This window comes from Paucibacter sp. B51, from assembly GCF_027863535.1.
GTDB classification, from domain to species: Bacteria; Pseudomonadota; Gammaproteobacteria; order Burkholderiales; family Burkholderiaceae_C; genus Paucibacter_A; species Paucibacter_A aquatilis.
The window spans coordinates 4,874,053-4,890,169 of record NZ_JAPIVN010000001.1 but is presented as its reverse complement, the minus strand read 5'-3'; the positions used below and the strand labels follow the sequence as shown (position 1 = coordinate 4,890,169).

Below are 16,117 nucleotides of genomic sequence, written 5' to 3'. Positions count from 1 at the left end.
TCCCAAGGCGGGCCGCGCCCCCTCGGGGGGCAGGAGCCGTCATCGGCGAGGTGGGGGCTGTGCCCGCCGCCGGGCCGCTCCCAAGGCGGGCCGCGCCCCCTCGGGGGGCAGGAGCCGTCATCGGCGAGGTGGGGGCTGTGCCCGCCGCCGGGCCGCTCCCAAGGCGGGCCGCGCCCCCTCGGGGGGCAGGAGCCGTAATCGGCGAGGTGGGGGCTGTGCCCGCCGCCGGGCCGCTCCCAAGGCGGGCCGCGCCCCCTCGGGGGGCAGGAGCCGTAATCGGCGACGTGGGGGCTCGTTATGGCCGGTGACGCCAAAAAGCTTCAGCCCATCATCATCAAGCGCGTCAAAAAGGGCGGCCATGCCGCCCATGGCGGCGCTTGGAAGATTGCCTACGCCGACTTTGTGACGGCCATGATGGCCTTCTTCCTGCTGATGTGGCTGCTCGGTTCCACCACCGAGGGCGATAAAAAAGGCATCGCCGATTACTTCGGCTCGCCGCTCAAGGTGGCCATGCAGGGCGGCTCGGGTTCGGGCGATTCCTCCCACATCGTCAAAGGCGGCGGCAAGGACCTGACGCGTGAGTCGGGCCAGGTCAAGGCCGGCGATGTCGAGGCGCGCCAGCGCACTTTCAGCCTGCGCGCACTCAAGGAAGAGCAGCGCAAGGCCGAAAAGGCCCGGCTGGAGGAGCTGAAGGACAAGGTCGAAGAGGTGCTGGCCAACAACCCGCAACTGGCCTCGCTGGGCGGGCAGATCCGCCTCGACATGACCAAGGAAGGCTTGCGCATTCAAATAGTGGATGAAAACAACCGCCCCATGTTTGACAGCGGCAGCGCAGTTGTGAAACCCTATATGCGGGCCTTGTTGCAGGAGCTCGGCTCCGTGCTAAAGGAAGTGCCCAACCGTTTGACCCTGGAGGGACACACCGATGCTTTGGGATTTGCCGGTGGTGAGCGTGGCTACAGCAACTGGGAGCTGTCGGCCGATCGTGCCAATTCCTCCCGGCGCGAGTTGATCGCCGGCGGCCTGCCGGAATCGCGTACGCTGCGGGTGCAGGGCCTGGCCTCCAGCAAGCTGCTCGACCCCAAGCAACCCGAAAGCCCGATCAATCGCCGCATCAGCATCATCGTGATGAATCGCGATGCCGAGGATGCGGTCTTGAAGAATGTGCCCCCGGAAGAAGACGGCGAAGAGGCTGGCGCTGCAGACCCGCCTGGGGCACCGAAAAACCCCTCAAGTTCCAACCCCAAACCCCGATAAGTCTCTCTAGCCCCTGCGAGGAAAGCCATGAGCACTGACATGAAATTTTTGGTTGTCGACGATTTCTCCACCATGCGCCGCATCGTGCGGGGCCTGCTGAAGGAAATCGGCTACAACAACTGCGAAGAAGCGGAAGACGGGGTCGACGCCCTGAGCAAGCTCAAGCTGGCCAAGTACGACTTCGTCGTCAGTGACATCAACATGCCGAACATGACCGGCTTCGAGTTGCTCAAGGCCATCAAGGAAGATCCCAACCTCAAGCATCTGCCGGTGCTGATGGTGACCGCCGAAGCCCGCAAGGAAGACATCGTGCTGGCCGCCCAGAGCGGTGCCGCCGGCTACATCGTCAAGCCTTTCACCAAGGCCACGCTGGAAGAGAAGGTCGTCAAGATCATGCAGAAACTGGCCGCTTCGGCCTGAGCCCTGGGAGACGACCATGCAGATGGAAGAACTGAGCAAACTCACCAGCGGTACCGATCCGCTGACCGTCTCTCCTGAAGTCTTTCAGCAGATCGGTACCATCACCCGCGTGCTGCACGACACCATGCAGCAATTGGGTGTCATGCCCAAGCTCCAGGTCGCGACCGACGGCCTGCCCGACGCTCGCAGCCGCCTGAGCTACATCGCCACCAAGACCGCTGCCGCCGCCAACAAGGTCTTGAACTCGGTCGACCAGGCCAAGGAAGACCACGCCCACATCACCGCCGCCACCAATGCCATGGCCGCAGCCATCGTGGCCGATCCGGTCAAGGCCGTGGCCAGCGGTGCGGTGCTGAACTTTGTCAAGGAAGTCGAAGACCGCACGGCGCGCATCGACGGCCACCTGACCGACATCATGATGGCCCAGGATTTCCATGACCTGACCGGCCAAGTCGTGGCCAAGGTGGTGACCCTGGCCAATGACCTGGAAGACAGCCTGGTCAAGCTGCTGGTGTCCATCGTCCCGCCCGAGCAGCGCGAGAAGGTCGACCCCAGCATCCTGCAAGGCCCGGTCGTGAACCCCGAAGGCCGCACCGACATCGTCGCCGACCAAGGCGAGGTGGACGACCTGCTGGCCAGCCTGGGCTTCTGAAACCCAGGGCTTCCAGACCCTCCGGAAAGAAACCCGCTGCGGCGGGTTTTTTGTTGCTCGCGCGAAGACGGTGGGCGGCAGTGGCAAGCGGCACATGGCGGATCTCTGTTGTGTTTGTCGTTCTCGCTGCGGTGTCTCGTCCCGCCGCCGGGCTCATGGTTCGCGGGTCGGCTCTGCGAGCCGGCTTCCCTCGGTGCTCACTCTGCGGCTCAACGGCGCCAAACTCCCTCCGTTCGCTGCGCTCACTGTGGTCAAACAGTGGCGCCGAGTCAGAGCTTGAAGCGCGTGAGTACACGCGCCTGAGCCGCTCCGCTGCGCCCTCGGCCGCGCACAAATCGCCCATCGGCGGGCCGAGCCACCTCCGGAGATGGCGTGTTCCACCGTGGATGAGGCAGATCGATCGCGATGCAAGCGCCCTGCAGCCCGTGCCGCTGCCGGGCGATTTGTGCCGGGCCGAGCAGCGCAGCGCCTCGGGGCGCGCACGTACTCGTGCGCTTCAAGTTCTGACTTGGCGCTTCTGTCTGAACGAAGCGAACGCAGTGAGCGGAGTGAGTTATGCGCCAGCCCCGAGGTGCGAGCAGCGCAGGGAAGTCGGCCCGCCAGGGCCGACCCCGGAACCATGAGCCCGGTGGCGGCGCGGGCTGCAGGGCCTCACGAGCAAAACCAAAGGCGGCTAAATGCCGCAAGCCGCCCCAACGCTTCAGCCTCTGGTACCGAGCAACTTGCCTCACCAGGGGCGCAGTGAAAGCGCGCTTTCCCCGGCCTTTTCTGGCTTAAGTTTTCCGGCCTGCCGCGAACAATGGCGACACGGGCGATCTGCATGCCCGTCCACTCGCATTTGCCATGGCCGACCAAGACGCTCAGGACCGAAATTTACCGGCCTCAGCCCGCAAGATCCAACGATCACGGGAAGAGGGCCAGCTGCCGCGTTCGCGTGATCTGGCGCATTTCGCCATGATGGCGGCTGGCGGTGCGATCCTGGCGTTCGGTGGCCCGGGCATCACCAGCTCCCTGCAGCGCATGCTGGAAGGCGCTTTGCAATTCGACGCACGCCAGCTCTCGCGCGGCGACTTCATGGCCTTGCGCCTGACCGAGCTGACCCTGCAGTTCTGCACCCTGATGCTGCCCATCTGCCTGGGTCTGCTGGTGGTGGCGATCGGCAGCAACCTCGCGCTCGGTGGCTGGAACTGGACCATGAAGCCGCTGCAGCCCAAGTTCTCCCACCTCAATCCCATCAGTGGAATTGGCCGCTTGTTCAGCGGCCAGGGCCTGGGTCAGGCGCTCAAGGCCGTGCTCCTGGCCGTGGTGCTGGGCACCGTGGGCGCCCTGGTGCTGAAGGACCGGATCGCCGCCTACATCGGCATCATGAGCATTCCGCTGCCGGCGGCTCTGGCCTATGCCGGCCAGCAGCTGATGAGCGGGCTGACCCTGCTGGGCGTGGCCCTGGCCTTGTTCGCGGCCATCGATGTGCCGCTGCAGCGCCAGCTCTACCTGCGCCGCATTCGCATGACGCGCGAAGAAGCCAAGCAGGAAATGAAAGAGGTCGAGGGCAATATGGAGATCAAGGCCCGCATGCGGGCCAAGATGCGCGAGATGGCCAAGCGCCGCATGCTGGCTGCCGTGCCCACCGCCGACCTGGTGGTGATGAACCCGACCCACTACGCCGTCGCGCTCAAGTACGACGACGCCAGCATGGCCGCACCCAAGGTGGTGGCCAAGGGCGCCGACCTGCTGGCCATGAAGATCCGTGATCTGGCCAAGGATTCCAAAGTGCCGGTGCTGCAGTCGCCGGTCTTGGCGCGGGCCCTGTACGCCCATGCCGAGGTGGACCGCGAGATCCCGGCCGCCCTGTTCAGTGCGGTCGCCCAGGTGCTGGCCTACATCTACCAGCTGCGCGCCGCCATGGCCGGCCGAGGCCAGACGCCCGAGCAACCGACCCCGAAGGTGCCGCCAGAGCTGGACCCGCACAACAAACCCCATTTCCGCAGCGCGACCGATCTTGACGGTTTGGAGGATGACGAAGAATGAGCCCGCTGATCGCCAATCTGCAAGCCCTGCTGGGCCCGCGCGCCGCCGTGCTGAGCGCGCTGGGTGCGCCGGTGGCGGTGATCCTGGTGCTGGGCATGATGGTGCTGCCGCTGCCGCCCTTCGCCCTGGATCTGATGTTCACCTTCAACATCGCCATGGCGGTGATGGTGATGATGGTGGCGGCCAATATGGTCAAGCCGCTGGACTTTGCCGCCTTCCCGACCGTGCTGCTGCTGACCACCTTGCTGCGCCTGTCGCTGAACGTGGCTTCCACCCGCGTGGTGCTGATGGAAGGCCACACCGGCACCGGCGCGGCCGGCAAGGTGATCGAGGCCTTCGGCCATTTCCTGATCGGGGGCAACTTCGCGGTCGGCCTGATCGTCTTCGCCATCCTGGTGGTGATCAACTTCATCGTGGTCACCAAGGGTGCCGAGCGGATCGCTGAAGTCGGCGCGCGCTTCTCCCTGGATGCCATGCCCGGCAAACAGATGGCGGTGGACGCCGACCTGAACGCCGGTCTGATCAACGAGGCCGAGGCCAAGCGCCGCCGCGCCGAGCTCGGCGACGAGGCCGACTTCTTTGGCTCCATGGACGGTGCCAGCAAGTTCGTCCGCGGCGACGCGGTGGCCGGCATGCTGATCCTGGCCATCAACATCGTCGGTGGTTTCATCATCGGCGTCGCCCAACATGGTCTGTCGGCCAGCCAGGCGGCGGATTCCTACATCCTGCTGGCTGTCGGTGACGCGCTGGTGGCCCAGGTGCCGGCTCTGCTGATCTCGGTGGCCGCGGCCATGGTGGTGTCGCGCGTCGGCACCGAGAAAGACATCGGCAGCCAGATCGGCCGCCAGGTCTTCGGTTCGGCCAAGTCCCTGGCCATCACCGCCGGTGTGATCGGCATGCTGGGCCTGATCCCGGGCATGCCCCATGTGGTCTTCCTGCTGATCGCCAGCACCCTGGGCTACCTGGCCTGGTGGCTGCGCACCCGCGACCAGGCGGCGCAGAAAGCCGCCGAGATCAAGCCCAAGGACAACGCTGCCGCGGCCGCCGAGCCCAATGGCGAAGCAACCTGGGACGACCTCATCCCGGTCGACACCCTGGGCCTGGAGGTGGGCTACCGCCTGATCAGCCTGGTCGACAAGAGCCGTGAGGGCGATCTGCTCAGCCGCATCAAGGGCGTGCGGCGCAAGTTTGCGCAGGAGGTGGGCTTCCTGCCGCCGGCCGTGCACATCCGCGACAACCTGGAGCTGCGCCCCAGCCAGTACCGCCTGAGCCTGCGCGGCGCCGTGGTGGGAGAGGCCGAGGCCTTCCCGGGCATGTGGCTGGCCATCAACCCGGGCCAGGCCACCCAGAAACTGATCGGCACCCAGACCACCGATCCGGCCTTCGGCCTGCCCGCCGTCTGGATCGACGACCGCCAGAAAGATATGGCGCAAATGGCCGGATTTACCGTGGTTGATTGCTCGACCGTGGTGGCCACCCATCTTTCACACTTGATGCAGGTTCACGCGGCCAAGCTGCTGGGCCGAGTCGAGACCCAGGCCCTGGTTGAACACCTGACCAAGCAGGCGCCGCAACTGATCGAAGATGTGATTCCCAAAATGCTAGGCATCGCCAATCTGCAACGTGTCCTCCAGCTCCTGCTGGAAGAGGGCGTGCACATCCGCGATATGCGCTCCATCGTCGAGTCCATCGCCGAGAACGCCGCCCAGATCAGCGATCCGGCCGAGCTGGCCCGCCGCATCCGCACCCACATCGCCCCAGCCATCGTTCAACAGATCTACGGCCCGGTGAAGGAGCTGGACGTGATCGCTCTCGAGCCCGAGCTGGAGCGCCTGGTCACGCAAGCCCTGAATTCCCCCAACGGCGCTGCCCTGGACCCCGGTGTGGCCGACACCCTGGCCCGCAGCGCCGCCGAAACCTCCCAAGCCCAGGAAGACCGCGGCGTGCCCGCCTGCCTCCTGGTGCCCGACCTGATCCGCGCCCCCATGGCCCGCCTGCTGCGCCGTGCCGCGCCGCGTCTCAAGGTGCTGGGCCACAGCGAAATTCCTGAAACCCACTCCATCCGTATCGGTTCCATCATCGGAGGCACAGCATGAATGTGAAACGCTTCACCGCCCGCACATCACGCGAAGCCATGGCCCTGGTCCGCAAGGCCTTTGGTGATGATGCCGTCGTGCTGTCCAACAAGCCCTGCCCGGAAGGCGTGGAAGTGCTGGCCATGGCGCCGGAAGGCATGTCGCAGATCGAGCGCGTGGCCGCCACCGCGCCGCGCGTGGCCTCGCCCGGCCGCCTGCAGGCCCAGCCGGGCCGCCCGGCCGCCGGCGCGCCCGTGATCAACCCTTCGGCCAAGAGCTTTGCCGCCCGCACAGGCCAGCGCAGCGAACCCAGCTTCGGCTACAACGACCCCGCCAGCGGCTTCGGCGGCGAGGTGGCTGACGATGTCCAGACCCTGGCCATGAGCACCTTGTCCTTCCAGGACTATGTGCGCGAGCGCGTGCTCAAACGCCGCCAGGCCGAGCTGGAAGGTGCGCCCGATCCCATCTACGCCCAGCAGGCCGAAGCGCCGGCGGTCACGGCCGACCATCCTGGCGTCAGCTCCCTCAATGCGGTGCGCCAGCAGCGCGCTCAGGCCGCCTTGCAAGCCATGCAGCCGCGCCGCCCGGAGTCGCAGCCCGCGCCTGCTCAAGCGGCGCAGCCGGCTCGCCGCGCCGTGCCGGTGCCGCCCTCGCCGCCGGTGCTGCGCGACGAGATCCGCATGCCGGCCACCAGCCTGACGGCCGAGTTGCCCGATCTGCCCGGCCGCGGCCGCCGCGACCAGCAGGACATGATGAACGAGCTGCGTCAGGTCAAGGGCCTGATCGAAGAGCGCTTCGGCGCCCTGGCCTTCATGGAAAAGCTGCAGCGCCAGCCCATCCAGGCCCGCCTGACCCAAAAGCTGCTGGAGCTGGGTTTTTCGCCCGCCCTGGTGCGCAAGCTGGTGGAAGGCTGCCCCAATGAGTTCAAGGGCGCGCAGGCCGCCAAGGGTGAGCCGGCCGATGAAACCCAGTGGGCCGCCAATGTGCTGTCCCGCAATCTGCACACCGATGAAAACAGCCCGGCGCTGGAAGAGCAGGGCGGCGTGTTCGCCCTGATCGGCTCCACCGGCGTGGGCAAGACCACGACCACGGCCAAGATCGCCGCCGCCTTTGCCACCCGCTTCGGCGCCGCCCACCTGGGCCTGATCACGCTGGACGCCTACCGGGTCGGCGCTCACGAGCAGCTGCGCGCCTACGGCCGCATCCTCGGCGTGCCGGTGCACACCGCCCACGACCGCGCTTCGCTGGAAGACCTGCTGGAGCTGCTCTCGGCCAAGAAGATGGTCCTGATCGACACGGCCGGCATGGCCCAGCGCGACAGCCGTACCCACGAGCTGCTCGAGATGCTGGCCCATCCCAGCGTGCGCAAGATCCTGGTGGTCAACGCCGCCCAGCAGGGCGAGACCATCGAAGACGTGGTCAATGCCTGGGGCGCCAAGGATTGCCACGGCCTGGTGCTGTCCAAGATCGACGAGGCCGTCAAGCTGGCCCCGGCCCTGGACACCCTGATCCGCCACAAGCTGACCGTGCTGGGCGTGACCAACGGCCAGCGCGTGCCGGAAGACTGGCACCGCCTGTCAAGCCAGGCCCTGGTGCAGCGCGCCCTGCGCAGCACCGCCGCCGGCGCCTGGCGCATGGACAGCGCCGATGTGAACCTGATTTTTGCCGGGGGGCCCGCGCTTGGCTCCCAACACCCGGCCGCCATGGGCATGTTTTAAGCCCGGATGCTGAAGCCACACGAGACCCCACTCATCATGCGCGACGCTCACACCTCTGCTTCATCCCACGCCCCGCAGGACCAGGCTCACGGCCTGCGCCGCCTGTTCGCCAGCTCACGGGTGCGCTTCATCCCGGTCGTCAGCAACCCCCATGTGGTGGGCGGCGGCGTGCTGCTGGAAGGCCTGTGCGCGGCCTTCGCCGAGCTGGGCCTGCACACCCTGGTGGTCGATGCCGGCGAGAGCTCGCCCAAGCCCTCGGAGCTGGCGAGTGTGGACCTGGCCTCCTGCGTGGAAAGCCTGTCCAAAGATGTGTCCTATCTGGCCGCGCGTGGCCTGCCCATGCGCTACATCAACGCCAACGGCTCGGCCGCCCAGTTCTTGGAAGCCGTGACCGATGCCGCCCCCTTCGCCGATGTCGTGCTGCTGCACGCCAGCGCGGCCGAACTGGCCCGTGTGGTCGCCCTGCGCGAGGTGCGCCCGGTACTGCTGGCCGACACCGACAGCATGAGCGTCACCCATGCCTACGCCGGCATGAAATGGCTGGCCAGCCGCGCCGGCCTGATGGTCTACAGCCTGCTGCTGGCCAGCTCGCCGCAGCTGCGCCTCTCGGATCGCATTGCCCAGCAGATCAGCTCCTGCGCCGATGGTTTCCTCGGCGCTGTGCTGCGCGACTGGGCCTGCCTGGACCCCAAGACACCGCCGACGGCACCGGTCTCCCCGGAGATCCGCCACCTGGCCCGTGAGCTGCTGCTGGCCGCCCCGCCGGGAGCCGCGCTGGAAGCCTCGGTCAACGCCAGCCCGCTGCGCCCGCCCGTGCGCATGATGGGTGCAGGGCGCCCGGCCATGGCAGCCACTCTTTGATTGACGCAGGAGCTGATGATGTACACCGCCAAAGGCCGCCTCGATAACTCCTCGCTGATCAAGCAATACAGCCCGCTGGTGCGACGTCTGGCGCACCAGATGATCGCCAAGCTGCCCGCCAATATCGAGATCGACGACCTGATCCAGGTCGGCCTGATCGGCCTGACCGACGCGCTCTCGCGCTTCGATGTCGGCCAGGGCGTGCAGTTCGAGACCTTTGCCACCCAGCGCATCCGCGGCGCCATGCTCGACGAGCTGCGCGGCGGCGACTGGATGAGCCGCGGCACCCGCCGCCAGCAGCGCGAGATCGAAGGCGCCGTGCGCAAGCTCGAGCAAGAGCTGGGCCGCGCCCCGGTCGAGAGCGAGATCGCCGCCGAGATGAAGATCCCGTTGGCCGAGTACCAGGACCTGCTCGGTAAGGTGCGTGGCACCCAGCTGGTCTATCTGGAAGACATGTCGGGCGACGAAGGCGACGAGGACTTCCTCGACCGCCATGTGGCCGACCACAGCAACAACCCCATGTTGAAGCTGCAGGACCATCGCATGCGCGAGGCCCTGGTCGCCGCCATCAAGAACCTGCCCGAGCGCGAGCAGTACATGATGAGCATGTACTACGAGCACGACATGAACCTCAAGGAAATCGCGGTTGTGCTCAAGGTCACCGAATCGCGCGTCTGCCAGCTGCACAGCCAGGCCATCGCCCGCCTGCGTGTCAAGCTGCGCGACTGGTAAGCCCCGCTGCCGTAATTTCAGATCCAAGCGGCGCCCAGCTCTTGCTGCTACCCTTCCGGGTGGTCAGGCTCGGTCTCGGAGCCGACCGCGACTCTAGGGAGGAGACGCCATGTTCTTTGGCTCCAAGCGCCAATCCGCCACCCGATCGAGCGTGCCCATCGCGCACCACGAATCAACTGCGGGCGCCGCGGCGCCCAGCACCCAGGCGCTGACCCAGCTGCTGGGCAGCCTGTCCCGTTCGGTCTCCCATGTCGGCCGCGATGCGGCCGAGGTGCGCGGGGTGCTGGATGACACACAGAAAGTTGTCGATGCCCAGGCCCAGGCCATGGCCGCTCTGTCGGGCGAGCTGGGCCAGGTGCGCCAGGCCCAGCAAGGCATCAGCCGGGCCAGTGAACAAAGCCGTCAGGCCGTGCAGCGCGCCCGCCAGGCCTTGTCCGGCGTTGGCGATGAGGTGGGCGGCATCGTCCAGACCCTGCACGAGGTCGCTGACGCGGCCTCGGACATCAGCAAGATCGCCCTGCAGACCCGTCTCGTTGCGTTCAATGCCTCGGTCGAAGCCAAGCGCGCTGGCGAAGCCGGCCTGGGCTTTGGCGTGGTGGCCGATGCGGTCAAGGACCTGGCCGGCAAGGTCGACGGTTCGTCCAAGGCCATCATGAGCACGCTGTCGGCCCTCGACGCCCGCATCGAACGCTTCAGCATCGAGCTGCGCAGCGCCAGCGGCGGCCTGGCCCAGCAAAGCGCCATCCACCAGGCCTTTGCCGCGGTGGAGCAGGATGTGCTGCACATCGCCGATGCCGCCCGCCAGAGCGAGCAAATCAGTGCCTCGCTCGGCGCCCGCGCGGACGAGTTGGCGGCCGACATCCAGCAGGCGCGCGGCAGCCTGCAGGTGGCCACCGCCTGCAGCGATCGATTCTTGAAGCTCTCGGAAGAGCTGATCGAGCAGATTGCCGGCTCCGGCGTCGAGGTCGAGGATGCCCGTTTCATCGCCGCCGCCCAGCAGGCCGCGACCCGCATCAGCGCCCTGCTGGAGGAGGCCGTGGCCCGCCGTCAGATCAGCATGGCTCAGCTCTTTGATGAACGCTATCGGCCTCTGGCAGGCAGCGATCCGGCTCAGCATCTGACCGACTTTGTCGAGCTCACGGACCGCCTGTTCCCGGCCGTGCAGGAGCCCGTGCTGCAGCTCGACGACAAGATCGTGTTCTGCATTGCCGTGGATCGCAACGGTTATGTGCCCACCCACAACAAGAAGTACTGCCAGCCTCAACGCCCGGGTGATGTGGTGTGGAACAGCGCCAACAGCCGCTATCGCCGCATCTTCAATGACCGCACCGGCCTGGCTTCGGCGCGCAACCAGCGGCCGTTTCTGCTGCAGACCTACCGGCGTGATATGGGCGGCGGCCGCTTTGTGCTGCTGAAGGAGGCCTCAGCGCCCATCACCGTGCAGGGGCGGCATTGGGGCGGTTTGCGTCTGGCCTTCGGCTTTTGAAGCCTTGGCGCGCTCCGAGCATCAGAGTTGCCAGCAAAAGCCAGCGAAGCGGTTCTGGCCAGGCGGACCGGTGCAGACAGTACGCTCAGTACGGCAAGCCGAGCCAACGACGCCGGCAGGATTTTGATGGCGACTCTCAGGGCGCCACGCAGGCGCGGTTCTTGCCGGTGTGCTTGGCCTCGTACAGCGCCACGTCGGCGCGGTCGAGTGCCGCTTCCAGGGTTTCGCCCGGCCGGTACAGGGTCACGCCGGCCGAGAAGGTGACGAACACATCCTTGCCTTCGTGCATGAAGAGGCTGGCCGACAAGGCGCGCTGCAGGCGCTGCAGCACCGCCTGCGCTTCCACCACCGGCGTGCTGGGCAGCATGAGCACAAACTCTTCGCCGCCGTAGCGCGCCACCAGGTCACCCGGACGCAAGTGCTGCGACACCCGCTCCGCCAGGGATTTGAGCGCCACATCGCCGGCGCCATGGCCCAGGGTGTCGTTGAGCTTCTTGAAATTGTCGATGTCCAGCAGGGCCAGGGCGATCAGGGCGTTGTCGCCGGTCTCGCGCTCGGCCTTGGCCTGCTCGACCGCGAAGGCGGCCAGCAGGCCGCGGCGGTTGGCGATCTGGGTCAGCTGGTCGGTCTGCACCTCGTTGGAGAGGCGCTGCAACTCGCCCTCGAGCTCGGCGACTTTGGCACTGAGGCTGCTGGCGCGGTCGTGCTCCAGGGTCAGGCGTTCCTGGGTTTGCTTGACCAGGGATTGCACACTGCGGCTTTCTTCCACCATCTCGCGCACCACGCCGGTCAGGCTTTCCAGTGAATCGGCTTTCTCGATCACCTCGGCATAGCGGCCGACGCTGTTCTGGAAACGATCGGTGTGCTGGCCCAGTTCGCCCAGCTCGGCCAGCATCTGGTGGATCAGCGCTTTCAGGGAATCGCGCGCGCGGCTGCGTTCTTCGCGCAGGGCGCGCTGGCGCTCGCGCGTGCCGCCCAGCATCTCGGTGACCGAGCGCACGCCGCGGCCGCTCAGGCCCTGCTCCAGGGTCTGGTTCATGGCCTCGCACTGGCCCTTGGCCCAGGAATCGTCCTCGGCCAGGTCGACCAGGCTGGCGCTCAACTCGCGGCACAGCTCGCCCAGCTCGCCGAACAAATGCTGGCGGTGATCCAGCAGATGGCGGGCACGCTGGCACAAGGCCTCGATCAAGGCCGCCTTCTCGGGCGTGGGGCCGCCGGCCAGCAGGTCCAGATGGGCGGCGTCGAGCTGACGCATCAGCTCATCGGCATAGCCTTCGGGGCTCTTCAGTGCATGCTGGACGGTGCCGTGCAAGCTGGTCTCGATGCCCGGCCAGGGGCTGCTCAGACCGGCACCGGCGGTACGGAAAGTCAGTGCGGCCGCGCCCTCGCCGCTGGCAGGCAGCTCGCTGTCGGCCGCCTCCACCGTGCTGGGTGCGAAGTCTTCTTCGGCGAAAAACTGGCTCGGCGTGCCGCCGGGCTCTTCCGAGGTGGCGATGCTGGCATCGGCGACATCGCCGTCCCAGCTGTTGACCAACTGGTCCAGGCGCTTGAGCAGGCGCTGGCCGTCGCCGCGGTTGCCTTCCAGCACGCGCTGCAGGCCGTCTTTCTTGCGTGCGACGGTCCATTGCCGGCCGCCGCGTTCCAGGCCGCGCACCAGGCGTTCCAGGGTCTGGGCCATGGCCTCGCCCTGGGCGCTGGGGCCCTCGCTGCGTTGCAGGCGTTCGAGTTCGCGCAGGGCTTCATCCCAGCGCGACTCGCGCACGCAGACCTGCAACTCCAGCCGCGCCTGCGCGTTGCTGACGCCCATGCTCAGCAGCTTGGCCAGCAGGGCCTGGGCGCGCTCGGGCAGGGCGGCGGGCGTGGCCTCGACGCCGGATTCCATGGCGTAGGCACGGGCGTAGTTTTCCGGCGTTGGCTCCAGCTGGGCCTGGGCCAGGCGCAGCAGCGCCGCCTTGGCGATCTGGGCCGGCGGCGTGGCGCCCGGCTTGCGGGCGGAGTTGGCGGGCAGAGGCGTGGGGCGGCGAGATTCGTCCATCGGTGTTGTGCTGGCTGAAGCTGGGGCGCGCTAGAGCAGTTTGCCGCCACTCGGGCGCAAGGGGCCGCCGCTCAGGCTGCCGAGGCTGCCTCCCGGATCGCCCTCGAAATCACTGTGGGCCTGGGCAATCCAGGGCGCTTTGCGTGGCAGCACGGTTTGTGCGAGCCATTGTTCGATTTCTTCCGGCGGCAGCGGTTTGCTGAACAGAAAGCCTTGCATCAGGCTGCAACCGAGGCGATGCAGCACGTCCATCTGGCGCAGGGTCTCCACGCCTTCGGCGATCACGCGCAAGCCCATGGCCCGGGCCAGGGCGATGATGGCGGTGACCACGGCCGAGCTTTGCGGCGTGATGCCCAGATCGCGCACAAAAGTGCGGTCGATCTTGACCTCGGAGCTCGGCAGCGTCGTCAGATAGGCCAGCGAGGAGTAGCCGGTGCCGAAGTCGTCGATGGAGATTTCCACGCCCACTTCGTTGAGCCGGTGCAGGGCCGGGATGACGTTCTGCAAATCCTTCATCAGATTGTTTTCGGTGATCTCCAGCTGGATCGCCCGGTGCGGCACGCCATAGGCACTGACGCATTGGTGGATGTGCTCGACCAGATCGGAGCGCTCGAACATGCGGCTGGGCAGGTTGACGGCGATCGAATCCGAGAAGCCAAAGTTGAGCTGCCAGACCTTGGCCTGGCGGGCCGCTTCCTTGAGCGCCCATTCGGACAGTGGCACGATCAGGCCGGTTTCTTCGGCCAGGGGGATGAAGTCGCCCGGCGGCACCAGCTTGTCGCCGCGCTTCCAGCGCATCAAGGCCTCGGCACCCACCATGCGGGCAGCGCGCACATCGATCTTGGGCTGGTAGTGCAGCACGATCTCTCCGCGCTCCAGGGCCTTGTGCAGGGCGCTTTCCAGCTCCAGCTTCTCGCGGCCCTGGCCGGCCAGCTGCGGGGTGTAGAGGGCGGCGGCATTGCGGCCCTGCGACTTGACCGCATACATGGCCACATCGGAGTTGCGCAGCAGGTCGGCCATGGTCAGGCCGTCGCGCGGGTAGATGGCGATGCCCACGCTGGCGGTGACAAAGCATTCCTGGCCCGAGATGAAGATGGGCTCGCGCATGGCATCGAGCACGCGCTCGGCCACGCGTTCGGCATCACGCTCGTCGCCGATTTCGGGCAGCAGGGCCACGAACTCATCGCCGCCCAGGCGGCCCACGGCCTCCAGGGTGCGGTGCGAGCGGCCGCCGATGGTCTCCAGCATGCCTTCCATGACCTGGTCGGAGTGGCGCACGCAGGCGCGCAGGCGCCGGCCCACCTCGATCAGCAGCTCGTCGCCGGCGGCATGGCCCAAGGTGTCGTTGATGATCTTGAAGCGGTCCAGATCGATCAGAAGCAGGCCGACCTCATGGCCGCCGCGGCGCGCCTGCTCGATGGCCCGCTCGACGCGCCAGATCAGCTGGCGGCGGTTGGGCAGGCCGGTCAGGGCATCGAAGTGGGCCAGCTGGCGGATGCGGTCCTCGGCCTGTCGGCGGTCGGTCACATCCTGCATCACGCCGGTGTAGCCGTTGGCATTGCCATGCTCGTTGAATTCGGGCTCGGCTTCGATGTGGACCACGCGCTGGCGGCCATCGAGCAGGGTCACCGGCAGATCGGTCACCAGCACCGAGTTGTGGGCGATCACGTCACGCAGCAGGCGCAGGAAGAGCGTGCGCTCCTCGTGCGGGATCATGCGCATCACGCCGATGAAATCGAGCCCTTCCTGCGGGCCGCGGCCGAACACGCGCAGCGCCTCGGCGGCCAGGGTGAAGCCACCACCCAGATGCCACTCGAAGCTGCCCATTCGGGCCAGGTCTTGCGCGCGGGCCAGGCGGGCCTTGCTCCGCTCCAGCTCGATGCGGGTGCGCGAACTGCGCAGCAGGTAGCGAAGGCGCCCGGCCAGCAGGCTCCACTGGGGCGACTTGACGAAGAAATCGGTGGCACCGACCTGGTAGGCGCGGTTGATCGAGGCCTCGTCGTCCAGGCCGGTCAGCATCAGCACCGGCGTCGATTCAAAACCTGGGATCTCGCGCAGGCGGGTGCAGGTTTCAAAGCCATCGAGCACCGGCATCATCGCGTCCAGCACGATCAGGTCCGGTGACATATGGGCAATCATGTCCAGCGCTTGGGCGCCGCTGTTGGCCGAGGTGACGTCGAAGCCGCGCTCTTGCAGGGCGGCGCTGGTCATCAGCAGATTGACCTCGTCGTCATCGACCAGCAGCACCTTGGCGCGTGCGGGCAGGTCGTCGTCGAGCTGGGGGCCGGCTGATTTCATGGTGTCGTCGGGGCCAGACTGGCCAGGGCCAGCTTGACCTGCTGAATGTCGGCCAGCATCGCGTCCAGCAAGCCTTCCAGGCCCTCGCTTTGCTGCTGGCGTGCGCGGGTTTCGATGTCGGCGCAGCGTTCGGCCAGGGCCATGGCCCCGAGGCTGGCTGAGGAGGACTTGAGCGTGTGGCTGACATGGCGTACCACGTTCAAGTCCAGCTGTTCCCCGCGCGCCGCCGCCAGCTCGGGCAGCAGGCGGTCCAGGGATTTGAGGTAGGCGGCCAGCACCCGCTCGATCAGCTTGTTGTGGCCGTCGGGGTCAAGCTCACGCAGGCGGTCCAGCGCCACCGGGTCCAGGCAGGAGCTCGCGGCGGCCGCCAAGCTGGCTTCGACCGGCTCGGCGAGTGGGGAAGGAATCGGCGTGGGCGTGGACATGTCAGGAAACGCGGGGCAGGGGCGAGTGTGTCAGACCGGCGGAACGAGCGGAGCGGCCGTGCTGCAGCGGCTCAGAATAGCGTGGCTGGAATGACAAAGCTTGCGCTCCCAAGAGACCCCTCGATATGTG

Annotated in this window: 12 protein-coding genes; 9 read left to right on the top strand and 3 right to left on the bottom strand. The window is 67.1% G+C overall.

What is annotated here, in order from left to right; all coding sequences use genetic code 11:
* Positions 1-297: 297 nt before the first annotated feature.
* From motB to OOB33_RS20585, 9 genes are all read left to right on the top strand, one after another.
* Positions 298-1,257: a flagellar motor protein MotB gene (motB, locus tag OOB33_RS20625; protein ID WP_102769802.1), complete on the top strand. Its 960-nt coding sequence runs from the start codon at positions 298-300 to the stop codon at positions 1,255-1,257.
* Between the two features lie 27 nt (positions 1,258-1,284).
* The gene (cheY, locus tag OOB33_RS20620) at positions 1,285-1,677 is read left to right on the top strand and encodes a chemotaxis response regulator CheY (protein ID WP_102769803.1); all 393 of its coding nucleotides are present in this window, start codon (positions 1,285-1,287) and stop codon (positions 1,675-1,677) included.
* A gap of 16 nt (positions 1,678-1,693) precedes the next feature.
* A complete protein-coding gene (locus tag OOB33_RS20615; RefSeq protein WP_102769804.1) occupies positions 1,694-2,329 on the top strand; it encodes a protein phosphatase CheZ in 636 nt (211 codons plus the stop codon).
* An 843-nt stretch (positions 2,330-3,172) separates the two neighbouring features.
* On the top strand, positions 3,173-4,357 hold the full coding sequence (flhB, locus tag OOB33_RS20610; RefSeq protein ID WP_271009971.1) for a flagellar biosynthesis protein FlhB: 1,185 nt from the start codon (positions 3,173-3,175) through the stop codon (positions 4,355-4,357).
* Positions 4,354-6,453, top strand: coding sequence for a flagellar biosynthesis protein FlhA (gene flhA / locus OOB33_RS20605; protein WP_271009970.1), 2,100 nt, complete (start codon positions 4,354-4,356; stop codon positions 6,451-6,453). Before flhB ends, flhA begins: the two co-directional genes overlap by 4 nt.
* Positions 6,450-8,150, top strand: a complete 1,701-nt coding sequence (flhF, locus tag OOB33_RS20600) for a flagellar biosynthesis protein FlhF (protein ID WP_271009969.1) — start codon at positions 6,450-6,452, stop codon at positions 8,148-8,150. The genes flhA and flhF overlap by 4 nt, the downstream gene beginning before the upstream one ends.
* Positions 8,151-8,186: 36 nt before the next feature.
* On the top strand, positions 8,187-9,011 hold the full coding sequence (locus OOB33_RS20595) for a MinD/ParA family ATP-binding protein (RefSeq protein ID WP_207796041.1): 825 nt from the start codon (positions 8,187-8,189) through the stop codon (positions 9,009-9,011).
* Between the two features lie 18 nt (positions 9,012-9,029).
* A complete protein-coding gene (locus OOB33_RS20590; protein WP_102770387.1) occupies positions 9,030-9,743 on the top strand; it encodes an RNA polymerase sigma factor FliA in 714 nt (237 codons plus the stop codon).
* 109 nt (positions 9,744-9,852) lie between these two features.
* Positions 9,853-11,229, top strand: a complete 1,377-nt coding sequence (locus tag OOB33_RS20585; protein WP_271009968.1) for a methyl-accepting chemotaxis protein — start codon at positions 9,853-9,855, stop codon at positions 11,227-11,229.
* Between the two features lie 136 nt (positions 11,230-11,365).
* Here OOB33_RS20585 and OOB33_RS20580 read toward each other — a convergent pair whose 3' ends face one another.
* The 3 genes from OOB33_RS20580 to OOB33_RS20570 are packed head-to-tail and all read right to left on the bottom strand — an operon-like array spanning position 11,366 to position 15,987.
* Complete coding sequence (locus tag OOB33_RS20580) at positions 11,366-13,264, bottom strand: diguanylate cyclase domain-containing protein (RefSeq protein ID WP_271009967.1); 1,899 nt, start codon at positions 13,262-13,264, stop codon at positions 11,366-11,368.
* Positions 13,265-13,294: 30 nt separating this feature from the next.
* Entirely contained in the window at positions 13,295-15,562 is a 2,268-nt protein-coding gene (locus OOB33_RS20575) for a putative bifunctional diguanylate cyclase/phosphodiesterase (protein ID WP_271009966.1), read from the bottom strand.
* On the bottom strand, positions 15,559-15,987 hold the full coding sequence (locus OOB33_RS20570; protein WP_102769811.1) for an Hpt domain-containing protein: 429 nt from the start codon (positions 15,985-15,987) through the stop codon (positions 15,559-15,561). The genes OOB33_RS20575 and OOB33_RS20570 overlap by 4 nt, the downstream gene beginning before the upstream one ends.
* Positions 15,988-16,117 lie beyond the last annotated feature (130 nt).

What these genes read in the sequence shown, in the direction of transcription:
- motB (WP_102769802.1), top strand. Translation starts at nt 298, where the DNA reads ATGGCCGGTGACGCCAAAAAGCTTCAGCCCATCATCATCAAGCGCGTC.
- OOB33_RS20570 (WP_102769811.1), bottom strand. Translation starts at nt 15,987, where the DNA reads ATGTCCACGCCCACGCCGATTCCTTCCCCACTCGCCGAGCCGGTCGAA.
- flhF (WP_271009969.1), top strand. Translation starts at nt 6,450, where the DNA reads ATGAATGTGAAACGCTTCACCGCCCGCACATCACGCGAAGCCATGGCC.
- OOB33_RS20615 (WP_102769804.1), top strand. Translation starts at nt 1,694, where the DNA reads ATGCAGATGGAAGAACTGAGCAAACTCACCAGCGGTACCGATCCGCTG.
- flhB (WP_271009971.1), top strand. Translation starts at nt 3,173, where the DNA reads ATGGCCGACCAAGACGCTCAGGACCGAAATTTACCGGCCTCAGCCCGC.
- flhA (WP_271009970.1), top strand. Translation starts at nt 4,354, where the DNA reads ATGAGCCCGCTGATCGCCAATCTGCAAGCCCTGCTGGGCCCGCGCGCC.
- OOB33_RS20595 (WP_207796041.1), top strand. Translation starts at nt 8,187, where the DNA reads ATGCGCGACGCTCACACCTCTGCTTCATCCCACGCCCCGCAGGACCAG.
- OOB33_RS20585 (WP_271009968.1), top strand. Translation starts at nt 9,853, where the DNA reads ATGTTCTTTGGCTCCAAGCGCCAATCCGCCACCCGATCGAGCGTGCCC.
- OOB33_RS20590 (WP_102770387.1), top strand. Translation starts at nt 9,030, where the DNA reads ATGTACACCGCCAAAGGCCGCCTCGATAACTCCTCGCTGATCAAGCAA.
- cheY (WP_102769803.1), top strand. Translation starts at nt 1,285, where the DNA reads ATGAGCACTGACATGAAATTTTTGGTTGTCGACGATTTCTCCACCATG.
- OOB33_RS20575 (WP_271009966.1), bottom strand. Translation starts at nt 15,562, where the DNA reads ATGAAATCAGCCGGCCCCCAGCTCGACGACGACCTGCCCGCACGCGCC.
- OOB33_RS20580 (WP_271009967.1), bottom strand. Translation starts at nt 13,264, where the DNA reads ATGGACGAATCTCGCCGCCCCACGCCTCTGCCCGCCAACTCCGCCCGC.